Origin of the sequence: Bacillus sp. ISO11 (genome assembly GCF_003458115.1) — a bacterium.
GTDB lineage: Bacteria > Bacillota > Bacilli > Bacillales > Bacillaceae_G > Bacillus_A > Bacillus_A cereus.
In genome coordinates, this window is sequence record NZ_QXCO01000005.1 from 55,912 (window position 1) to 72,630 (window position 16,719).

Below are 16,719 nucleotides of genomic sequence, written 5' to 3' on the forward strand. Positions count from 1 at the left end.
TACGTTTACAAAGAAAGAGAAGGTACCCCATTACGAGGTACCTCTTCTTATTTTAAAATATTTGCAATATATGTTTGAAGTTCTTCTACTTTTACTTCTTCAGACTCACCTGTAGCACGTACTTTCACTTCTACAATACCTTCGTCTGCTTTTTTACCAACTGTAACACGAACTGGAAGACCGAATAAATCTGCATCTGCAAATTTAACACCTGCACGTTCTGCACGATCGTCTAATAACACTTCATAGCCTTGTTCTTGTAATGAGTTGTAGATATTTTCACCCATTTCACGTTGTGCATCAGATTTCATATTTACTGGAATTACATGCACATGGAACGGTGCTACCGCTTTTGGCCAAACTAAGCCGTTCTCATCGTTAAATTGCTCTGCAATTGCTGCTACTGTACGAGATACACCGATACCGTAACAACCCATAATAAGTGGTTGTGTTTTTCCATTTTCATCTAGGAATGTTGCGTTCATTGCTTCACTATAACGAGTTCCTAATTTGAATACATGACCAACTTCAATTCCGCGTGCGAAAAGAATTGTTCCGTTTCCATCTGGAGATTGGTCTCCTTCTTGAATAAAGCGTAAATCTGTATATTGACTTACTTTAAAGTCACGTTCTGGATTTACATTTACATAATGGAACCCTTCTTCATTCGCTCCTGAACATCCGTTAACAATTGATGCTACAGCGTGATCAGCAATAATTTCGATATCACCTGTTACATTAATCGGTCCTAATGAACCAACTTCACAATTTAATAATGCTTTTACTTCTTCATGAGAAGCAAGCTCAACAACTGAAGCGCCGTATACATTTTTCACTTTCACATCGTTTACTTCGTGATCACCACGAACAAGTACAACTACTAATTTCTCATCTACTTTAAGCACCATAGACTTAATGCACTTGTCAGCTGCAATGTTTAAGAATGCAGATACTTCTTCAATTGCTTTTTGGTCTGGTGTTGCTACTTTTTCAAGTGCTTTTTCTGCTTCGTCACTCTTCGTATACGTAGCTACAACAGGAGCCATTTCGATGTTTGCTGCATAATCAGATGTGTCAGAGTATGCAATTGTATCTTCACCAACATCAGATAATACCATAAATTCATGTGTATCTTTTCCGCCCATTGCTCCAGAATCAGCAATAACTGCACGGAAATTCAAGCCACAGCGAGTAAAAATGTTAGAGTATGCTTTATATAAGCGATCGTATACTTCATCTAAGCTCTCTTGTGTAGCATGGAAAGAGTATGCATCTTTCATTAGAAACTCTCTTCCACGTAATAAGCCGAAACGAGGTCTTTGCTCATCACGGAATTTTGTTTGAATTTGGTATAATGTTAACGGTAATTTTTTATATGATTTCACTTCATCACGCACAAGATCCGTAATTACTTCCTCATGTGTCGCTCCTAATGCGAATTCACGAGCGTTACGATCTTTCATACGCATTAATTCAGATCCGTAAGAATACCAACGACCTGATTCTTGCCATAATTCTGCAGCTTGCATAGCTGGCATTAATAATTCTACAGCTCCTGCGCGCTCCATTTCTTCTCGAACGATACGTTCTACTTTGTGTAATACTTTTAATCCAAATGGTAGAAAGCTATAAATACCAGAAGCATTTTGACGCATAAAACCTGCACGAAGTAATAGCTGATGACTCTTAATTTCAGCATCAGCTGGAACTTCACGTAATGTAGGACTGAATACCATACTTTGTTTCATTTATTTGCACCTCTTCATTTTACTCTTACACGCAGTAAAACCCCTCACCTCGAGTTAGGTGAGGGATTTTATTCTACGAGCTCTATTTCATTATAAGTTTCACTTTATTTTACAAGAAAAACTTACGAATGTCATTCCAAGTTACAACTAACATAAGTAACATTAATAATGCAAAACCAATAAAGTGAACCATTCCTTCTTTTTGGCGATCAATTGGTTTCCCTCGTAACGCTTCAATTAAGAAGAAGAATAAACGGCCACCATCTAAAGCAGGAACTGGTAATAAATTAAATAAACCAAGATTAATGCTTAGAACTGCAGCTAAACTTAGTACACGCGTAAACCCATAATCTACAACTTGATCTGTTAGATTATAAATTCCTACTGGACCTGACAACTCATTAATAGAAAATTGACCAGTTACTAATTTCACAAGAGACTCAAAAATTAGTTTCGTCCATTGGTACGTTTGTTCAAAACCTGATTTAATAGAACCCATCACTGTTTTCTCTACAGGAGAGTAGACACCAATTCTACCAACTTCTTCTTTACCTTCTTTATCGAGTGTTGGCGTAACTTTCACATTAAACTGTTCATTATCACGCTTTACTTGTAACGTAATTTCTTTATTTGGGTTTTCACGTACAATAGTAACAACATCTTTCCATGTACTTGTGTTTTTCCCATCAATAGCTTGAATTGTATCATTCTCTTTCAATCCAGCTTGCTGTGCTGCACTGTTATCCATCACTTTTCCGACCATTGGTTTGTCAACAGGAACCCCTTGTACAAATCCAAGAATCACAAAAATAACAAATGCTAAAATGAAGTTCATTGCAGGACCCGCAAAGATTGTTAAAGCGCGTTGCCCTAGTTTTTTCGAGCCAAATTGTCTATTATACGGGGCAATTTGAATTTCTTCCCCCGCAGTAATAATACGAGCCTTTTCATTCACTCGGAATGTTTGAAGCTCTTCCTCGTACTCTTCATAGCCCGAAATTGTTAAATTATGCTCCAAATCAGCTTGTTCGACTTCAATAACACGAACATTTGGATACTTTTCATATCCATCAAAAACTAATTTCACAACTTCGTCTTTTTCATTTAATACAAGGCCAACCTTTTTCCCAGGCTTTAACTCAACTGTGTCCGCATCCTCGCCAGCCATTCTTACATAGCCACCAAGGGGCAGTAATCGAATCGTATACACCGTTTCATTCTTTTCAAATGAGAATATTTTCGGACCAAAACCAATCGCAAACTCGCGGCATAAAATACCTGCTCTTTTTGCGAAATATAGATGCCCTAGCTCATGGAAAAATACGAGTGCACCGAAAATTAATATAAAGGCAATCGCTGTATTCAATTCCATAACCACCTTTGCTAAATTTGTTCCATCACAAACCGTCTTGTGGCCGCATCAATTTCCAAAATTTCCTCTAAGCTCGGTCGTGCAATGACATTGTGATGGTTCATTGCTTTTTCAATGAGGTCTTCCACTGTTAAGAAATCAATTCTCTTTTGTAAAAAGGCTTCAACAGCTACTTCATTCGCTGCGTTCATTACAGCTGGCATACTTCCACCTGCTTTTCCAGCTTCATACGCAAAACGTAAACAACGGAATCGTTCTTGGTCCATTTTCTCAAAATGCAACGTCCCTATTTCCCATAAGTTTAACTGTTTTGTGTCTGAAAGAGGCAATCTATCCGGATATGTAAGTGCGTATTGAATTGGTACTCGCATATCAGGTGAACCAAGCTGCGCCATTACACTACGATCTTCAAATTCAACCATAGAATGGATAATACTTTCTTTATGTAAAACAACATCGATTTGCTCATAAGGGATACCAAAAAGCCAATGTGCTTCAATTACTTCTAGTCCCTTATTCATCATTGTAGCAGAATCAATTGTAATTTTCGAACCCATTGACCAGTTTGGATGTCGAAGCGCATCTTCTACGGTCACATGATGCAATTCATCCCTCGTTTTATCGCGGAAACTTCCACCAGAAGCCGTTATAATAAGACGAGAAATTCTTTTTTCATTTTCACCATTCAAGCATTGAAAAATAGCCGAATGTTCACTATCAACTGGAAGTAACGAAACATTATGTTTTCGTGCTGCTTCCATTACAAGATGTCCTGCAGTTACTAACGTTTCTTTATTTGCAATTCCAATTGTTTTTTTCGCCTCAATTGCACGAAGTGTTGGTAACAACCCTACGCTACCTACAACAGCATTTACTACAATCTCCGCATCTGGATGTAGTGCTACTTCTAAAAGTCCTTCACTACCATATACAATTTTTGTATTACCAGAAACAGATTGTAATTTTAAAACATCTTCTTCTCTTTGCACAGAGACGATTTGCGGAGAAAATTCTTGAATTACCTTTACTGCGTAGTCAATATTTTTCCCTACAGAAAAAGCAACGAGACGGAATTGGTCTGGGTGCGAGCGTAATACATCTAAAGTTTGTGTACCAATTGATCCGCTTGCACCTAATAAACTAATGTTTTTCATGACTCCAACCCCTCGTTCATTTATTAATTATATTGTAATAAGAAGTAGAGAATTGGTAAAACGAATAACCAACTATCTGTTCGGTCTAATATACCACCATGCCCAGGTAAAATTGTACCTGAATCCTTTACGCCATAATGACGTTTAAAAGCAGATTGTACTAAATCACCAATTTGTCCAAAAATAGAAATAATAATTGTCAGCACAATTAAAATTACTACATTCGATTCGACTGGGAAGAACACGTTGTAAACAAGTGCCACAATAATTCCACAAACGATGCCCCCTAATGAACCTTCAATCGTTTTATTTGGACTGATTTCTGGCCACAATTTTCTCTTGCCCAATGCTTTTCCTACGAAATATGCGCCTGAATCAGTAGCCCATATAACAAATAATGCGCAAAATACATATTTAATTCCTAATATTCTCGTTTCATTTAAATATAAGAATCCCATTGCCACATATGTCGTTGCCATCAGTAAAAATGAAGCATTATCAAAAGTAAATGTATTCTTAGAAAGGACTGTATATGATAAAAGTAATAAAACAATCACAAATGTGATTTCCAATTTACCTAATCCAATCCATGTAAACAGTTCTGATGCACTACTTGGAATTAAAAGAATCCACAATAATACTGCAGCTAAAACTGTCGGTACTGAAATAAGCGTAAGCTTATTCATACGAATTAATTCATATAAACCTATAGAAGCAAGTGCATACACTAAAACCGTAAAAGGCACGCCACCGTATATTACGATGGGAATGAATAGCGCGGCAGCAACCACTCCAGTAATAATTCTCTGTTTCACTACCAAACCCTCTCTTTCTACACGCCTCCGAATCTGCGCCCTCTATGTTGAAAGTCAGTAATCGCATTTAGCAAATGTTCTTCTTTGAAGTCTGGCCAATACACGTCTGTAAACCAAAACTCCGAATATGCAATTTGCCATAACATGAAATTACTAATACGTAGCTCTCCGCTTGTTCGGATTAACAACTCTGGATCAGGTAAAGAACTCGTCATTAAGTAGGAGGAAAGCATTTCTTCACTTACCTCTTCAGAACGAATTTTTCCTTCCTCATTATCTTTCATCATATGTTGCACAGCAGAAACGATTTCATCTCGACTTCCATAGTTTAACGCGAAATTAAGAATTAATCCCGTATTCTCTTTCGTATCTTCCATGGCTTTCTCCATCGCTCTGCGTGTATGCGTAGGAAGACGATCTTTTTGCCCTATTACTCGGACTTGTACGTTTTCTTCAATCAATTCTGGTAAAAATGTACCTAGAAATTCTTCTGGAAGCTTCATTAAATAATCAACTTCCTTTTTCGGTCTTTTCCAGTTCTCAGTTGAAAAAGCATAAAGAGTTAACACTTTCACATTAAGTTTACTTGCAAATTTTGTAATTTTCTTTACAACTTGCATACCTTCATGATGTCCCGCAATACGAGGCATTGCTCTCCTCTTTGCCCATCTTCCATTCCCATCCATAATGATGGCAATATGTTCTGGGATATATCCTTTTTTCACTTCTTCAACGAGATGATCAAACGATGTGTCCTTTTTACCTTTAAAAAAAGGAAAGTTTTTAAACATCATTCATACCCTCCAGCAAGCAGACGTATGCCTAAAAGTGTAAAAAGACCCCCTTAAGAAGAGGGTCATAATTGCGAAGTTATCGCTATTACACTTCCATGATTTCTTTTTCTTTGTTTTTTGCGATTTCGTCAACTTTTGCAATATATTTATCTGTTTCTTTTTGGATATCTTCAGTATATCCTCTTAAATCATCTTCTGTAATCTCGCCAGCTTTTTCAAGCTTCTTAAGATCATCATTTCCGTCACGACGTACGTTACGAACAGCAACTTTAGCTTCTTCAGCATATTTTTTCACAACTTTTACAAGATCACGACGACGTTCTTCTGTTAATGCAGGGAATGCAATACGAATTACAGTTCCATCATTAGAAGGATTTAAGCCTAAATCTGCTTTTAAAATTGCTTTTTCAATATCACCGATAGAAGTTTTATCATAAGGTTGAATTACTAGTAAACGCGCTTCTGGAACTGTAATGTTCGCTAATTGCACAACTGGTGTTGGTGCACCATAGTAATCAACTTGTACCTTATCTAATACAGACGCGTTTGCACGGCCAGCACGAACTGTTGCTAATTCACGAGAATAAGCAGCAACTGCTTTTTCCATTTTTTCATTTGAAGACTTCAATACTTGTTGTCCCATATTTATTTCCCCCTTACCACTGTTCCGATATTTTCGCCTAAAACGGCACGTTTAATATTACCTTTTTCCATAACTGAGAATACAATTAATGGAATATCATTATCCATACATAGAGAAGAAGCTGTAGAATCCATTACACCTAAACCTTCTTTTAATACGTCTAAGTAAGTAAGCGTTTCATATTTCGTAGCTGTTGGATCAATAGATGGATCCGCATTATATACACCATCTACATTGTTTTTCGCCATTAAAATTACATCTGCTTCAATTTCTGCCGCACGTAATGCTGCTGTTGTATCTGTAGAGAAGTATGGGTTACCTGTACCTGCTGCAAAGATAACAACACGTTTTTTCTCTAAGTGACGAACTGCTTTACGACGAATGTAAGGTTCTGCAACTTGACGCATCTCAATTGAAGTTTGTACACGAGTTTGAATTCCGATATTCTCCAAGCTATCTTGAAGAGCTAATGAATTCATAACTGTCGCTAACATGCCCATGTAATCTGCCCCTGCACGATCCATGCCCATTTCACTTCCAATTTTCCCACGCCAAATGTTACCGCCACCAACAACAACAGCAACCTCTACATCAAGTTCTGCAATTTCTTTTACTTGTTCCGCAACTGACTTAATAACAGTTGGGTTAATTCCAAATCCTTGCTCTCCAGCTAAAGCTTCTCCACTTAGCTTTAAAACGACACGATTATATTTCGGTTTACTCATAATGAACCTCCAATTGCTTACATCTTTATTTTAAAAAAGGGAACACAATGTGTTCCCTAATCTGTATTAGTTGCTACCTTTTACTTGGTTCATTACTTCTTCAGCAAAGTTGTCTTCGCGTTTTTCGATACCTTCACCAACAGCGTAGCGAACGAATCCTTTTAATGTTCCGCCTTTAGACTCAACGAACTGACGAACTTTCATATCAGGGTTTTTAACGAATGCTTGGTCAAGTAAGCAAATCTCTTCGAAGAATTTGCCTAAACGGCCTTCAACCATTTTTGCAACGATTTTCTCAGGCTTGCCTTCGTTTAATGCTTGTTGTGTTAATACTTGACGCTCATGCTCAACTTCTTCAGCTGTTACAGCATCGCGGTCGATGTATTTAGGGTTAACTGCAGCGATGTGCATTGCAACATCTTTAGCAGCAGCTTCATCAGTAGAACCTTCAAGAACTGTTAATACACCAATGCGTCCACCCATGTGTAGGTAAGCGCCGAATGCATCTGCATCAGTTTTTGATACGATTTCGAAACGACGAAGTGTAAGTTTTTCACCAATTTTAGCGATTGCTTCGTTGATGTGCTCTTCAACCTTTTTACCGTTTTCCATTGTTTGAGCCATAGCTTCTTCAACGTTAGCTGGTTTGTTAGTTAATAAGTGAGCAGCTAATTCTTTAATTAGTGTTTGGAAACCTTCGTTTTTCGCAACGAAATCAGTTTCAGAGTTTAATTCTAAGATTAAAGCGTCGTTACCGTTTGTTTCGATGAAAGTTAAACCTTCAGCAGCAATGCGGTCAGCTTTTTTAGCAGCTTTCGCAATACCTTTTTCACGTAAGAAGTCAATTGCCTTCTCCATGTCGCCGTTAGTTTCTGTTAAAGCTTTTTTGCAGTCCATCATACCTGCGCCAGTTTTTTCACGTAATTCTTTTACCATTTGAGCAGTGATTGCCATACTTTTCATCCTCCTAAAATATGTATTTATACCTTTTATAAAGGTGTTTATACCTTAAAAAAGGTGATAAAAGGCCGAACCCCTTATCACCTTTCCAACTTTGTTACGCAGTAACAGTTTCTTCACCTTGTTTTGCTTCAAGGATCGCGTCTGCCATTTTAGATGTAAGAAGTTTTACAGCACGAATTGCATCATCGTTTGCTGGGATAACGTGATCGATTTCGTCTGGATCACAGTTTGTATCAACGATACCGATGATTGGAATGTGTAATTTGCGTGCTTCAGCAACTGCAATACGCTCTTTACGAGGGTCTACTACGAATAATGCACTTGGAAGACCTTTCATATCTTTAATACCGCCTAAGAATTTCTCAAGACGCTCTAACTCTTTTTTAAGTTGAACAACTTCTTTCTTAGGAAGTACTTCGAAAGTACCATCTTCTTGCATTCTTTCGATGTCTTTAAGACGCTTGATACGCTTTTGGATTGTTTGGAAGTTTGTTAAAGTTCCGCCTAACCAACGTTGGTTAACGAAGTACATACCAGCACGAGTTGCTTCTTCTTTAATAGCTTCTTGTGCTTGTTTTTTAGTACCTACGAATAAGATGTCTCCGCCTTCAGCAGCGATGTCGCGCATCGTTCTGTAAGCTTCCTCAACTTTTTTCACAGTTTTTTGTAAGTCGATGATGTAGATACCGTTACGCTCTGTGAAAATGTAACGCTTCATTTTTGGGTTCCAACGACGAGTTTGATGTCCGAAATGAACACCAGCTTCAAGCAATTGCTTCATAGAAATTACTGACATAATATAGTTCCTCCTAAATGGTTTTTGATATCCTCCGTTTACTTCATCTCTAAGCGAAACTACAAACGTAGCACCAACACTTAAATCAGTAAACGTGTGTACTTTGTACTGACACCACTGCTTACTATATCATACTGAAATATTACAATCAAGTCGAAAATGCGAACAATGTAAAACTTTCTTTGTTCATACTCGAATTCTAGTATTACCAACCTTCATTTCTTTTAAGCAAAAAAAATAAATACAATTAATAGTTTTCCCAGAAAACACGCTTATGACACTTTTCACAAGCACCATCTATCCATTGCACATAAAAAACTCTCCTCAATCGAGGAGAGTTTTTTATAAATTAGTTTGTTTTTAATTTAGCAAGTTCCTGTAGAAACTTGTCGTTTAGCACTTTAATGTATGTTCCTTTCATACCTAAAGAACGAGACTCAATAACACCAGCACTTTCTAATTTACGTAGTGCATTTACGATTACAGAACGAGTAATTCCTACGCGATCAGCAATTTTACTTGCAACAAGTAAACCTTCTGTTCCATTTAATTCTTCGAAGATGTGCTCAATTGCTTCTAACTCACTGTAAGATAATGAGCTGATCGCCATTTGAACAACAGCTTTACTACGTGCTTCTTCTTCGATTTCTTCTGCTTTTTCACGTAAGATTTCCATACCTACAACAGTTGAGCTGTACTCAGCAAGGATTAAATCATCATCTAAGAACTCTTGACCAAGACGAGCTAATACTAATGTACCTAGACGCTCACCGCCACCAACGATTGGTACGATTGTAGTTAAACCTTGACCAAATAATTCTCTGTTTTCTACTGGGAATGCTGTGTAAGCACTGTTCACATCTAAGTTTGAAGATGTTTCTGTAATGTTGAATAAGCTTTGTGTATATTCTTCTGGGAATTGACGTTCTGCAAGCATTTGCTTCATGCGTTCGTTTTCGATTTGTTGGTGAATTGCATAACCTAGTAATTTACCACGACGGCTAACTACGAATACGTTTGCTTCGATTACTTCACACATTGTGTCAGACATTTCTCTAAAGTTTACAGGCTTCCCTGCTGCGCTCTGTAATAACGCATTTAATTTTCTCGTTTTTGCTAATAATTCCATTTCAAAAGTTCCTCCTACATGTTACTCACATATTTTTTCATCACTTGGAAACTAGGGCGAGTCACCTGATGACACTATTACAAAATAAACTGGCTCACATCTTTATTTTTAGCAATTGTTGCTAATTTCTCCTCAACGTATTGAGGTGTTATCGTTATTTTCTCTAACGTAATTTCAGATGCTTCAAACGATAAATCTTCAAGGAGCTTCTCCATAATCGTATGAAGTCTTCTTGCTCCAATATTATCTGTATCCTGATTAACTTGATAAGCAATCTCAGCAATCTTACGAATAGCTTCGTCTGAAAATTCAATTTCTATACCTTCAGTCGCTAATAATGCCATATATTGTTTAATTAACGCATTGTCAGGCTCGATTAGTATTTTAACAAAATCGTCTGTCGATAATTTTGTTAATTCTACTCGAATCGGAAATCTCCCTTGCAATTCCGGAATTAAATCCGACGGTTTAGACATATGGAACGCTCCAGCTGCAACGAATAAAATATAATCCGTTTTTACTGATCCGTATTTTGTCGCAACATTCGACCCTTCTACAATCGGCAAAATGTCACGTTGCACACCTTCACGTGATACATCTACGCTATTCGACTGCTTACCAGCAATTTTGTCAATTTCATCGATAAAAATAATCCCGAGCTGTTCAGCACGATAAACAGCCTCTTGTGTAACTTCATCCATATCAATTAAGCGCTGTGCCTCTTCATTTGTCAAGAGTTTTCTTGCTTCTTTTACAGAAAGTTTACGTTTTTTCGTTTTTTTCGGCATAAAACTTCCTAGCGCATCTTGGAAATTCATTCCCATTTGCTCCATGCCAGTTCCTTGTAACATATCAAACATGGAAGACTGTTGTTCAGTCACTTCAATCGATACAATTTCGTCTTCAAGAAGCCCTGCAGCAAGCTTTCTCTCCACATCTTGACGCTTCTTTTCGATTTCAACATCTTCTTGTGTATCAGACGTTTGATTCGAATTTTGAGTGCCTCCAAAAAGCATCTCTAATGGATTTTTGAATCCAGATTGTTTCTCTGGACTCGGCACTAAAATTTCAACAAGACGTTGATTCGCTTGCTCTTCGGCTTTATCTTGAACTTTCACTACCATTTCTTCTTTTACGATACGAACCGATGTTTCCACTAGGTCACGTACCATCGACTCTACATCTCTACCCACATATCCAACTTCTGTGAATTTTGTAGCCTCAACCTTAATAAAAGGTGCTCCAACGAGTTTCGCCATTCGTCGTGCTACCTCTGTTTTCCCAACACCTGTCGGTCCAATCATTAAGATATTTTTAGGTGCAATTTCGTCACGTAAATTTTCAGCTAATTTACTGCGACGATATCGATTTCTCAACGCTACAGCAACCGCTTTCTTTGCGTCTTTTTGACCGATGATGTATTGATCTAATTTTTCCACAATTTGGCGCGGAGTAAAATGTAAATGCATATAAAATGCCTCCCTTACGATTCTACAATTCTTCAACAATTATGTTGTGATTCGTATAAACACAAATATCGCCAGCAATCTCTAAACTCGCTTTCGCAATTTGCTTCGCTGTTAAGTGTTCACTTGCATATTGCTTTAAAGCACGACCTGCAGAAAGTGCATAATTCCCACCAGATCCAATTGCTAAAATACCATCATCCGGTTCAATTACTTCTCCTGTACCTGAAACAAGGAGCATAGTTGTTTTATCCATGACAATGAGCATTGCTTCTAGCTGACGTAACATTTTATCGCCACGCCATTGTTTGGCCATTTCAACAGCAGCACGCTGCAAGTTGCCATTATACTCTTCTAATTTCCCTTCAAACATTTCAAAAAGAGTAAATGCGTCAGCAACTGATCCTGCGAAACCAGCCAAAACTTTACCTTGGAAAAGTTTACGAACTTTACGAGCTGTATGTTTCATTACAACAGCATTTCCCATTGTCACTTGGCCATCTCCAGCCATTGCACATTCTCCATTATGATGAACTGCAAATATCGTTGTAGCGTGGAAATTTCCCATAGAAAAAACTCCTTTATTTGTTTTTATAGCTTTTAAAGCAATTTATGCCCGCGGGTGATGCTTCATGTAAACAGAACGCAATCTTTCTTTAGAGACATGCGTATAAATTTGTGTCGTCGACAAATTTTCATGGCCTAATAACTCCTGTACAGTACGTAAATCCGCCCCTTCATCTAGCATATGTGTAGCAAATGTATGCCTTAACATATGGGGACTTATCCGCATTGTCAGCGAAGCCTTTTTAATGAGTTCATTTAAAACATAACGAACTCCACGACTTGTTAGCGGTTTACCTTTCGCATTTAAAAATACCATATGAGAGTCTTCGTCAGTCTTATTAACTAACTGTTTTCTCCCATTCTCTATATAAGTAATTAAAGAATCTTGCGCATAGCTTCCGAACGGAATATACCTTTGTTTTTTTCCTTTTCCCATTACTAAAATTGTTCCCACCGCAAAGTCAATATCGGTAAGTTGTAAATTGACACATTCACTCACACGGATCCCAGTCGCATACATCAACTCTAACAAAGCTTGATTCCTTTGACCTAATGGTGTTTCTGTGTCAGAAACTTCAAATAATTCCTCTAACTCTTCAGCATATAAAAACTTTGGGATTGACAATTCTTTTTTGGGGAGTGACGCAAGTGCAAACGGATTATCCTTTCGATAACCTTCACGCATCAAAAAACGATATAAACTTCGTAAGCTTGATACTTTTCTTGCGACAGATTTACGGGCTAACTTCTCATCGTGCAACGTCGTTAAGTACAAACGAACATCCGCGTATGTAACGTCTAAAAAAGAGGATATGCCTTCTCGTTCCATAAATTGCACAAAATGTTCTAAATCATTTTGATAACTTGCAATTGTATATTTTGAATAATTTCTTTCAATTTGTAAATATCCAACGAATAATTGTAACAATTTCTTCACATTCACACAACTCACCTCAATAAAGGCTACTAAATCGTATCACAACTTAGTAGCCTTTGCAAGAAATTTAACTAAATATTTACAAAATTTCGAATCGTTTCTAAAGCGCGTGCTGCGTACGCTTCATTTCGTTCTGCTTTCTTTTTAATCTTCTTCTCTAACGGTGCAAATAGACCGAAGTTCGCATTCATCGGTTGGAAGTTTTTAGCGTTCGTTGCCGTAATGTAATTTGCCATGCTACCCATCGCAGTTACTGGCGGTAATACAACTGGCTCTTCACCTTGCACAAGACGCGCAGCATTAATTCCTGCTAATAATCCTGATGCTGCCGATTCAACATATCCCTCTACTCCAGTCATTTGACCAGCGAAGAATAAATCATCCCGTTGTTTATATTGATATGTTGGACGAAGCAAATTAGGTGAATTAATAAACGTATTACGATGCATTACACCATAACGTACAATCTCTGCATTTTCTAATCCTGGAATTAACTGTAACACTTCTTTTTGCGGTCCCCACTTTAAATGTGTTTGGAAACCTACGATATTGTATAAAGTTCCCGCTGCATCATCTTGACGTAACTGAACAACAGCATATGGCGTTTTCCCTGTTTTTGGATCTTCCAATCCAACAGGTTTCATAGGTCCAAATACTAACGTCTGTCTCCCTCTACTTGCCATAACCTCTACTGGCATACAACCTTCAAAGAAAATTTCTTTTTCAAACTCTTTTAAAGGCACTGTCTCAGCAGCAATTAGAGCCTCATAAAAACGATCAAACTCTTCTTCTGTCATTGGGCAATTTAAATATGCAGCTTCACCTTTGTCATAACGCGATTTTAAATATACTTTATTCATGTCAATGCTGTCTTTTTCTACGATTGGGGCTGCAGCATCATAGAAGTAGAAATAATCTTCTCCTGTTAATTCTTTCAATTTTGCAGAAAGATCAGGAGATGTTAATGGACCTGTAGCAATAATTGTCGGTCCCTCTGGAATATCTGTAATTTCTTCATTCATTACAGTTACATTTGGATGGTTCTTTACGTATTCTGTTACTTTAGCTGCGAACTCATGACGGTCTACAGCTAAAGCGCCTCCAGCTGGTACAGAGCACTCATCCGCCGCACGAATAATTACAGAATCCATTAAGCGCATTTCCTCTTTAATAACTCCAACTGCATTTGTTAAAGTGTTTGCACGAAGTGAGTTACTACATACTAATTCAGCGAATTTATCTGTGTGATGAGCTGGCGTTTGCCTTACCGGTCTCATTTCATATAATCTAACTTGGACACCACGTTTTGCAATTTGATAAGCTGCTTCACTTCCTGCAAGACCTGCGCCAATGACGTTTACTACTTGTGTTGTCATTTATATCACCTTTCCTTTTCTTCCCGAAAAAAATGTGAGCAGTTACGCTCACATTTGTTGTTCTTCTTCATAATCGCACGAAATACATTGTACTTGCACGCCTTTTTTCAACTTTTTCTCTACAAGCATGCCTTCGCACTTCGGACACTTACGACCAATTGGCTTATCCCAAGATACAAAGTCGCATTCCGGATACGTACCGCACCCATAGAAAAGACGTTTCTTTTTATTACTACGGCGTTCAATAATTTGACCCTTATCACACTTTGGACAAGTAACACCGATTTCTTTCACAATCGGCTTTGTATTACGACAATCTGGGAAATTCGAGCAAGCCATAAATTTCCCGTATTTACCCATTTTAAAGACCATTGGGTGATTACATAATTCACAATCTTCCCCAGCTGGTTCATCTTTAATTTCCACTTCACGCATTTCTTTTTCCGCTTTTTCTAAACGCGGTTCAAAACCTACGTAGAAATCATCAACAATTTTTACCCAATTCGCATTTCCTTCTTCTACTTCATCAAGGCTTTGCTCCATATTGGCAGTAAATTCAATGTTAATAATTTCTGGGAAAAACTCTAAAATAAGTTCAATTACTATTTCACCAAGTTCAGTCGGAACGAAGCGTTTATTATCCAAGCCTACATACCCACGCTTTTGAATCGTTTCAAGTGTAGGTACATATGTCGACGGTCTTCCAATTCCAAGTTCTTCAAGTGTTCTTACTAGGCGAGCCTCTGTATAGCGCGGAGGAGGTTGTGTAAAATGTTGCTTTGGTTCTAAATCCTTTGAAAATACAGTTTCCCCTACTTCTAAAGGCGGCAACATCTTATCCTTTTCTTCAGCACCATCATCTTTTGACTCTACATACACTTTCATAAATCCCGGGAACTTTACAACCGATCCACTTGCACGGAACTGAACATTGTTATTAATGAGTCTCGCTGTCACAGTATCCATTATAGCAGACGCCATTTGACTTGCAACAAATCGCTCCCAAATCAATTTATATAATCGAAGTTGATCACGACCTAAGAAACTTTTTAGTTCCTCTGGCTTTCTCATTACCGAAGTAGGACGAATTGCCTCATGCGCATCTTGTGCATTTGACTTTTTCGTTTCTTTCTTCTTTTCTGTTCCTATGTATTCCGTACCATACGCTTCAGTGATGTAAGTACGAGCCTCTGTTTGAGCTGTTTCTGAGATACGTGTTGAATCAGTTCTCATATACGTAATAAGACCTACAGTTCCTTGTTTTCCAAGATCTATCCCTTCATACAATTGCTGTGCAAGCATCATTGTTTTCTTTGCTCGCATGTTTAACTTACGGGCTGCTTCTTGTTGCAAGGAAGATGTTGTAAACGGTAATGCAGGGTTACGTTTTCGCTCTTTGCGCGTTACATTTTCAACTGAAAACGCATTGTCTTTCATCTGTTCAATTATTTCATTCACTTGCGTTTCATTTGTTAATTGAACTTTTTCACCATCTACACCGTAAAAGCTTGCTTCAAATGTGTCTTTTCCTTTTACAAATTCTGTTTTAATTGTCCAGAATTCTTCAGGTTCAAAGTTTTGAATTTCCCTTTCACGCTCGATGATTAAACGAACTGCTACAGATTGTACACGTCCTGCACTTAATCCTTTTTTTACTTTCTTCCATAATAAAGGACTAATATTGTAACCAACAAGACGATCAAGTATACGTCTTGCTTGTTGTGCATCCACTAAATCCATATTAATTGCACGAGGATGTTTAAATGATTCTTTGATCGCATCTTTCGTAATCTCATTAAACACAACCCGACAATCTGATTCAACGTCCACATTTAACGTATTCGCTAAATGCCAAGCAATCGCTTCCCCTTCACGGTCTGGATCGGCCGCGAGATAGACTTTCTTTGCTTTTTTGGCCGCTGATTTTAAATCTTTTAAGACGGGACCTTTACCACGAATGGTAATATACTTCGGGGTGAAGTTGTTCTTTACTTCTATCCCCATTTGACTTTTTGGCAAATCGCGAACATGTCCCATAGACGCGACAACTTTGTATTTTTTCCCTAAATATTTCTCAATGGTCTTCGCCTTAGAAGGCGACTCCACGATTACGAGGTAATCTGACATGCTAGTGCCTCCTTAAGAGGTGGATTCAAGTCTTCATTAATCTTATTGATTTCTCTTGTTTTTGTCAATCAAGAATGAATATACCATACAGTGCCAATCTACCATTT

At 37.8% G+C, this 16,719-nt stretch carries 15 protein-coding genes; all 15 read right to left on the minus strand.

All coding sequences use genetic code 11. The annotated features are described in order from the left end of the window. Nucleotides 1-47: 47 nt before the first annotated feature. The 15 genes from D1166_RS06805 to topA all read right to left on the minus strand — a co-directional run bounded on the left by D1166_RS06805 (nt 48) and on the right by topA (nt 16,612). Nucleotides 48-1,748: a proline--tRNA ligase gene (locus D1166_RS06805; protein ID WP_097856245.1), complete on the minus strand. Its 1,701-nt coding sequence runs from the start codon at nt 1,746-1,748 to the stop codon at nt 48-50. Between the two features lie 109 nt (nt 1,749-1,857). Further along, a complete protein-coding gene (rseP, locus tag D1166_RS06810) occupies nt 1,858-3,114 on the minus strand; it encodes an RIP metalloprotease RseP (protein WP_001090245.1) in 1,257 nt (418 codons plus the stop codon). A 17-nt stretch (nt 3,115-3,131) separates the two neighbouring features. Next, complete coding sequence (dxr, locus tag D1166_RS06815) at nt 3,132-4,274, minus strand: 1-deoxy-D-xylulose-5-phosphate reductoisomerase (protein ID WP_000790372.1); 1,143 nt, start codon at nt 4,272-4,274, stop codon at nt 3,132-3,134. Nucleotides 4,275-4,297: 23 nt separating this feature from the next. After that, a complete protein-coding gene (gene cdsA / locus D1166_RS06820) occupies nt 4,298-5,089 on the minus strand; it encodes a phosphatidate cytidylyltransferase (RefSeq protein ID WP_000813592.1) in 792 nt (263 codons plus the stop codon). 17 nt (nt 5,090-5,106) lie between these two features. Beyond that, nucleotides 5,107-5,883 carry an isoprenyl transferase gene (uppS, locus tag D1166_RS06825; RefSeq protein WP_000971296.1) on the minus strand — a complete coding sequence of 259 codons (777 nt, stop codon included), beginning with the start codon at nt 5,881-5,883 and terminating at the stop codon, nt 5,107-5,109. Nucleotides 5,884-5,968: 85 nt separating this feature from the next. Continuing rightward, nucleotides 5,969-6,526, minus strand: a complete 558-nt coding sequence (gene frr, locus D1166_RS06830; protein ID WP_000531501.1) for a ribosome recycling factor — start codon at nt 6,524-6,526, stop codon at nt 5,969-5,971. Nucleotides 6,527-6,528: 2 nt separating this feature from the next. Next, nucleotides 6,529-7,251 (minus strand): UMP kinase, encoded by a 723-nt coding sequence (gene pyrH / locus D1166_RS06835; RefSeq protein ID WP_000042668.1) that lies wholly within the window; start codon nt 7,249-7,251, stop codon nt 6,529-6,531. A gap of 66 nt (nt 7,252-7,317) precedes the next feature. Further along, nucleotides 7,318-8,205, minus strand: coding sequence for a translation elongation factor Ts (gene tsf / locus D1166_RS06840; RefSeq protein WP_001018578.1), 888 nt, complete (start codon nt 8,203-8,205; stop codon nt 7,318-7,320). Between the two features lie 103 nt (nt 8,206-8,308). Further along, nucleotides 8,309-9,010 (minus strand): 30S ribosomal protein S2, encoded by a 702-nt coding sequence (gene rpsB / locus D1166_RS06845; RefSeq protein WP_000111485.1) that lies wholly within the window; start codon nt 9,008-9,010, stop codon nt 8,309-8,311. Between the two features lie 349 nt (nt 9,011-9,359). After that, a complete protein-coding gene (codY, locus tag D1166_RS06850; RefSeq protein ID WP_000421290.1) occupies nt 9,360-10,139 on the minus strand; it encodes a GTP-sensing pleiotropic transcriptional regulator CodY in 780 nt (259 codons plus the stop codon). Nucleotides 10,140-10,216: 77 nt separating this feature from the next. Further along, on the minus strand, nt 10,217-11,608 hold the full coding sequence (gene hslU / locus D1166_RS06855) for an ATP-dependent protease ATPase subunit HslU (protein WP_000550087.1): 1,392 nt from the start codon (nt 11,606-11,608) through the stop codon (nt 10,217-10,219). A 22-nt stretch (nt 11,609-11,630) separates the two neighbouring features. Then, entirely contained in the window at nt 11,631-12,173 is a 543-nt protein-coding gene (gene hslV / locus D1166_RS06860; protein ID WP_000526272.1) for an ATP-dependent protease proteolytic subunit HslV, read from the minus strand. A 42-nt stretch (nt 12,174-12,215) separates the two neighbouring features. Next, complete coding sequence (gene xerC / locus D1166_RS06865; RefSeq protein ID WP_001101241.1) at nt 12,216-13,115, minus strand: tyrosine recombinase XerC; 900 nt, start codon at nt 13,113-13,115, stop codon at nt 12,216-12,218. A 65-nt stretch (nt 13,116-13,180) separates the two neighbouring features. Further along, nucleotides 13,181-14,485, minus strand: a complete 1,305-nt coding sequence (gene trmFO, locus D1166_RS06870; RefSeq protein WP_000213002.1) for an FADH(2)-oxidizing methylenetetrahydrofolate--tRNA-(uracil(54)-C(5))-methyltransferase TrmFO — start codon at nt 14,483-14,485, stop codon at nt 13,181-13,183. A 48-nt stretch (nt 14,486-14,533) separates the two neighbouring features. Beyond that, nucleotides 14,534-16,612, minus strand: a complete 2,079-nt coding sequence (topA, locus tag D1166_RS06875) for a type I DNA topoisomerase (RefSeq protein ID WP_001286963.1) — start codon at nt 16,610-16,612, stop codon at nt 14,534-14,536. Nucleotides 16,613-16,719: the final 107 nt, after the last annotated feature.

What these genes read in the sequence shown, in the direction of transcription:
- codY (WP_000421290.1), bottom strand. Translation starts at nt 10,139, where the DNA reads ATGGAATTATTAGCAAAAACGAGAAAATTAAATGCGTTATTACAGAGC.
- hslV (WP_000526272.1), bottom strand. Translation starts at nt 12,173, where the DNA reads ATGGGAAATTTCCACGCTACAACGATATTTGCAGTTCATCATAATGGA.
- uppS (WP_000971296.1), bottom strand. Translation starts at nt 5,883, where the DNA reads ATGATGTTTAAAAACTTTCCTTTTTTTAAAGGTAAAAAGGACACATCG.
- hslU (WP_000550087.1), bottom strand. Translation starts at nt 11,608, where the DNA reads ATGCATTTACATTTTACTCCGCGCCAAATTGTGGAAAAATTAGATCAA.
- D1166_RS06805 (WP_097856245.1), bottom strand. Translation starts at nt 1,748, where the DNA reads ATGAAACAAAGTATGGTATTCAGTCCTACATTACGTGAAGTTCCAGCT.
- pyrH (WP_000042668.1), bottom strand. Translation starts at nt 7,251, where the DNA reads ATGAGTAAACCGAAATATAATCGTGTCGTTTTAAAGCTAAGTGGAGAA.
- frr (WP_000531501.1), bottom strand. Translation starts at nt 6,526, where the DNA reads ATGGGACAACAAGTATTGAAGTCTTCAAATGAAAAAATGGAAAAAGCA.
- tsf (WP_001018578.1), bottom strand. Translation starts at nt 8,205, where the DNA reads ATGGCAATCACTGCTCAAATGGTAAAAGAATTACGTGAAAAAACTGGC.
- dxr (WP_000790372.1), bottom strand. Translation starts at nt 4,274, where the DNA reads ATGAAAAACATTAGTTTATTAGGTGCAAGCGGATCAATTGGTACACAA.
- topA (WP_001286963.1), bottom strand. Translation starts at nt 16,612, where the DNA reads ATGTCAGATTACCTCGTAATCGTGGAGTCGCCTTCTAAGGCGAAGACC.
- trmFO (WP_000213002.1), bottom strand. Translation starts at nt 14,485, where the DNA reads ATGACAACACAAGTAGTAAACGTCATTGGCGCAGGTCTTGCAGGAAGT.
- rpsB (WP_000111485.1), bottom strand. Translation starts at nt 9,010, where the DNA reads ATGTCAGTAATTTCTATGAAGCAATTGCTTGAAGCTGGTGTTCATTTC.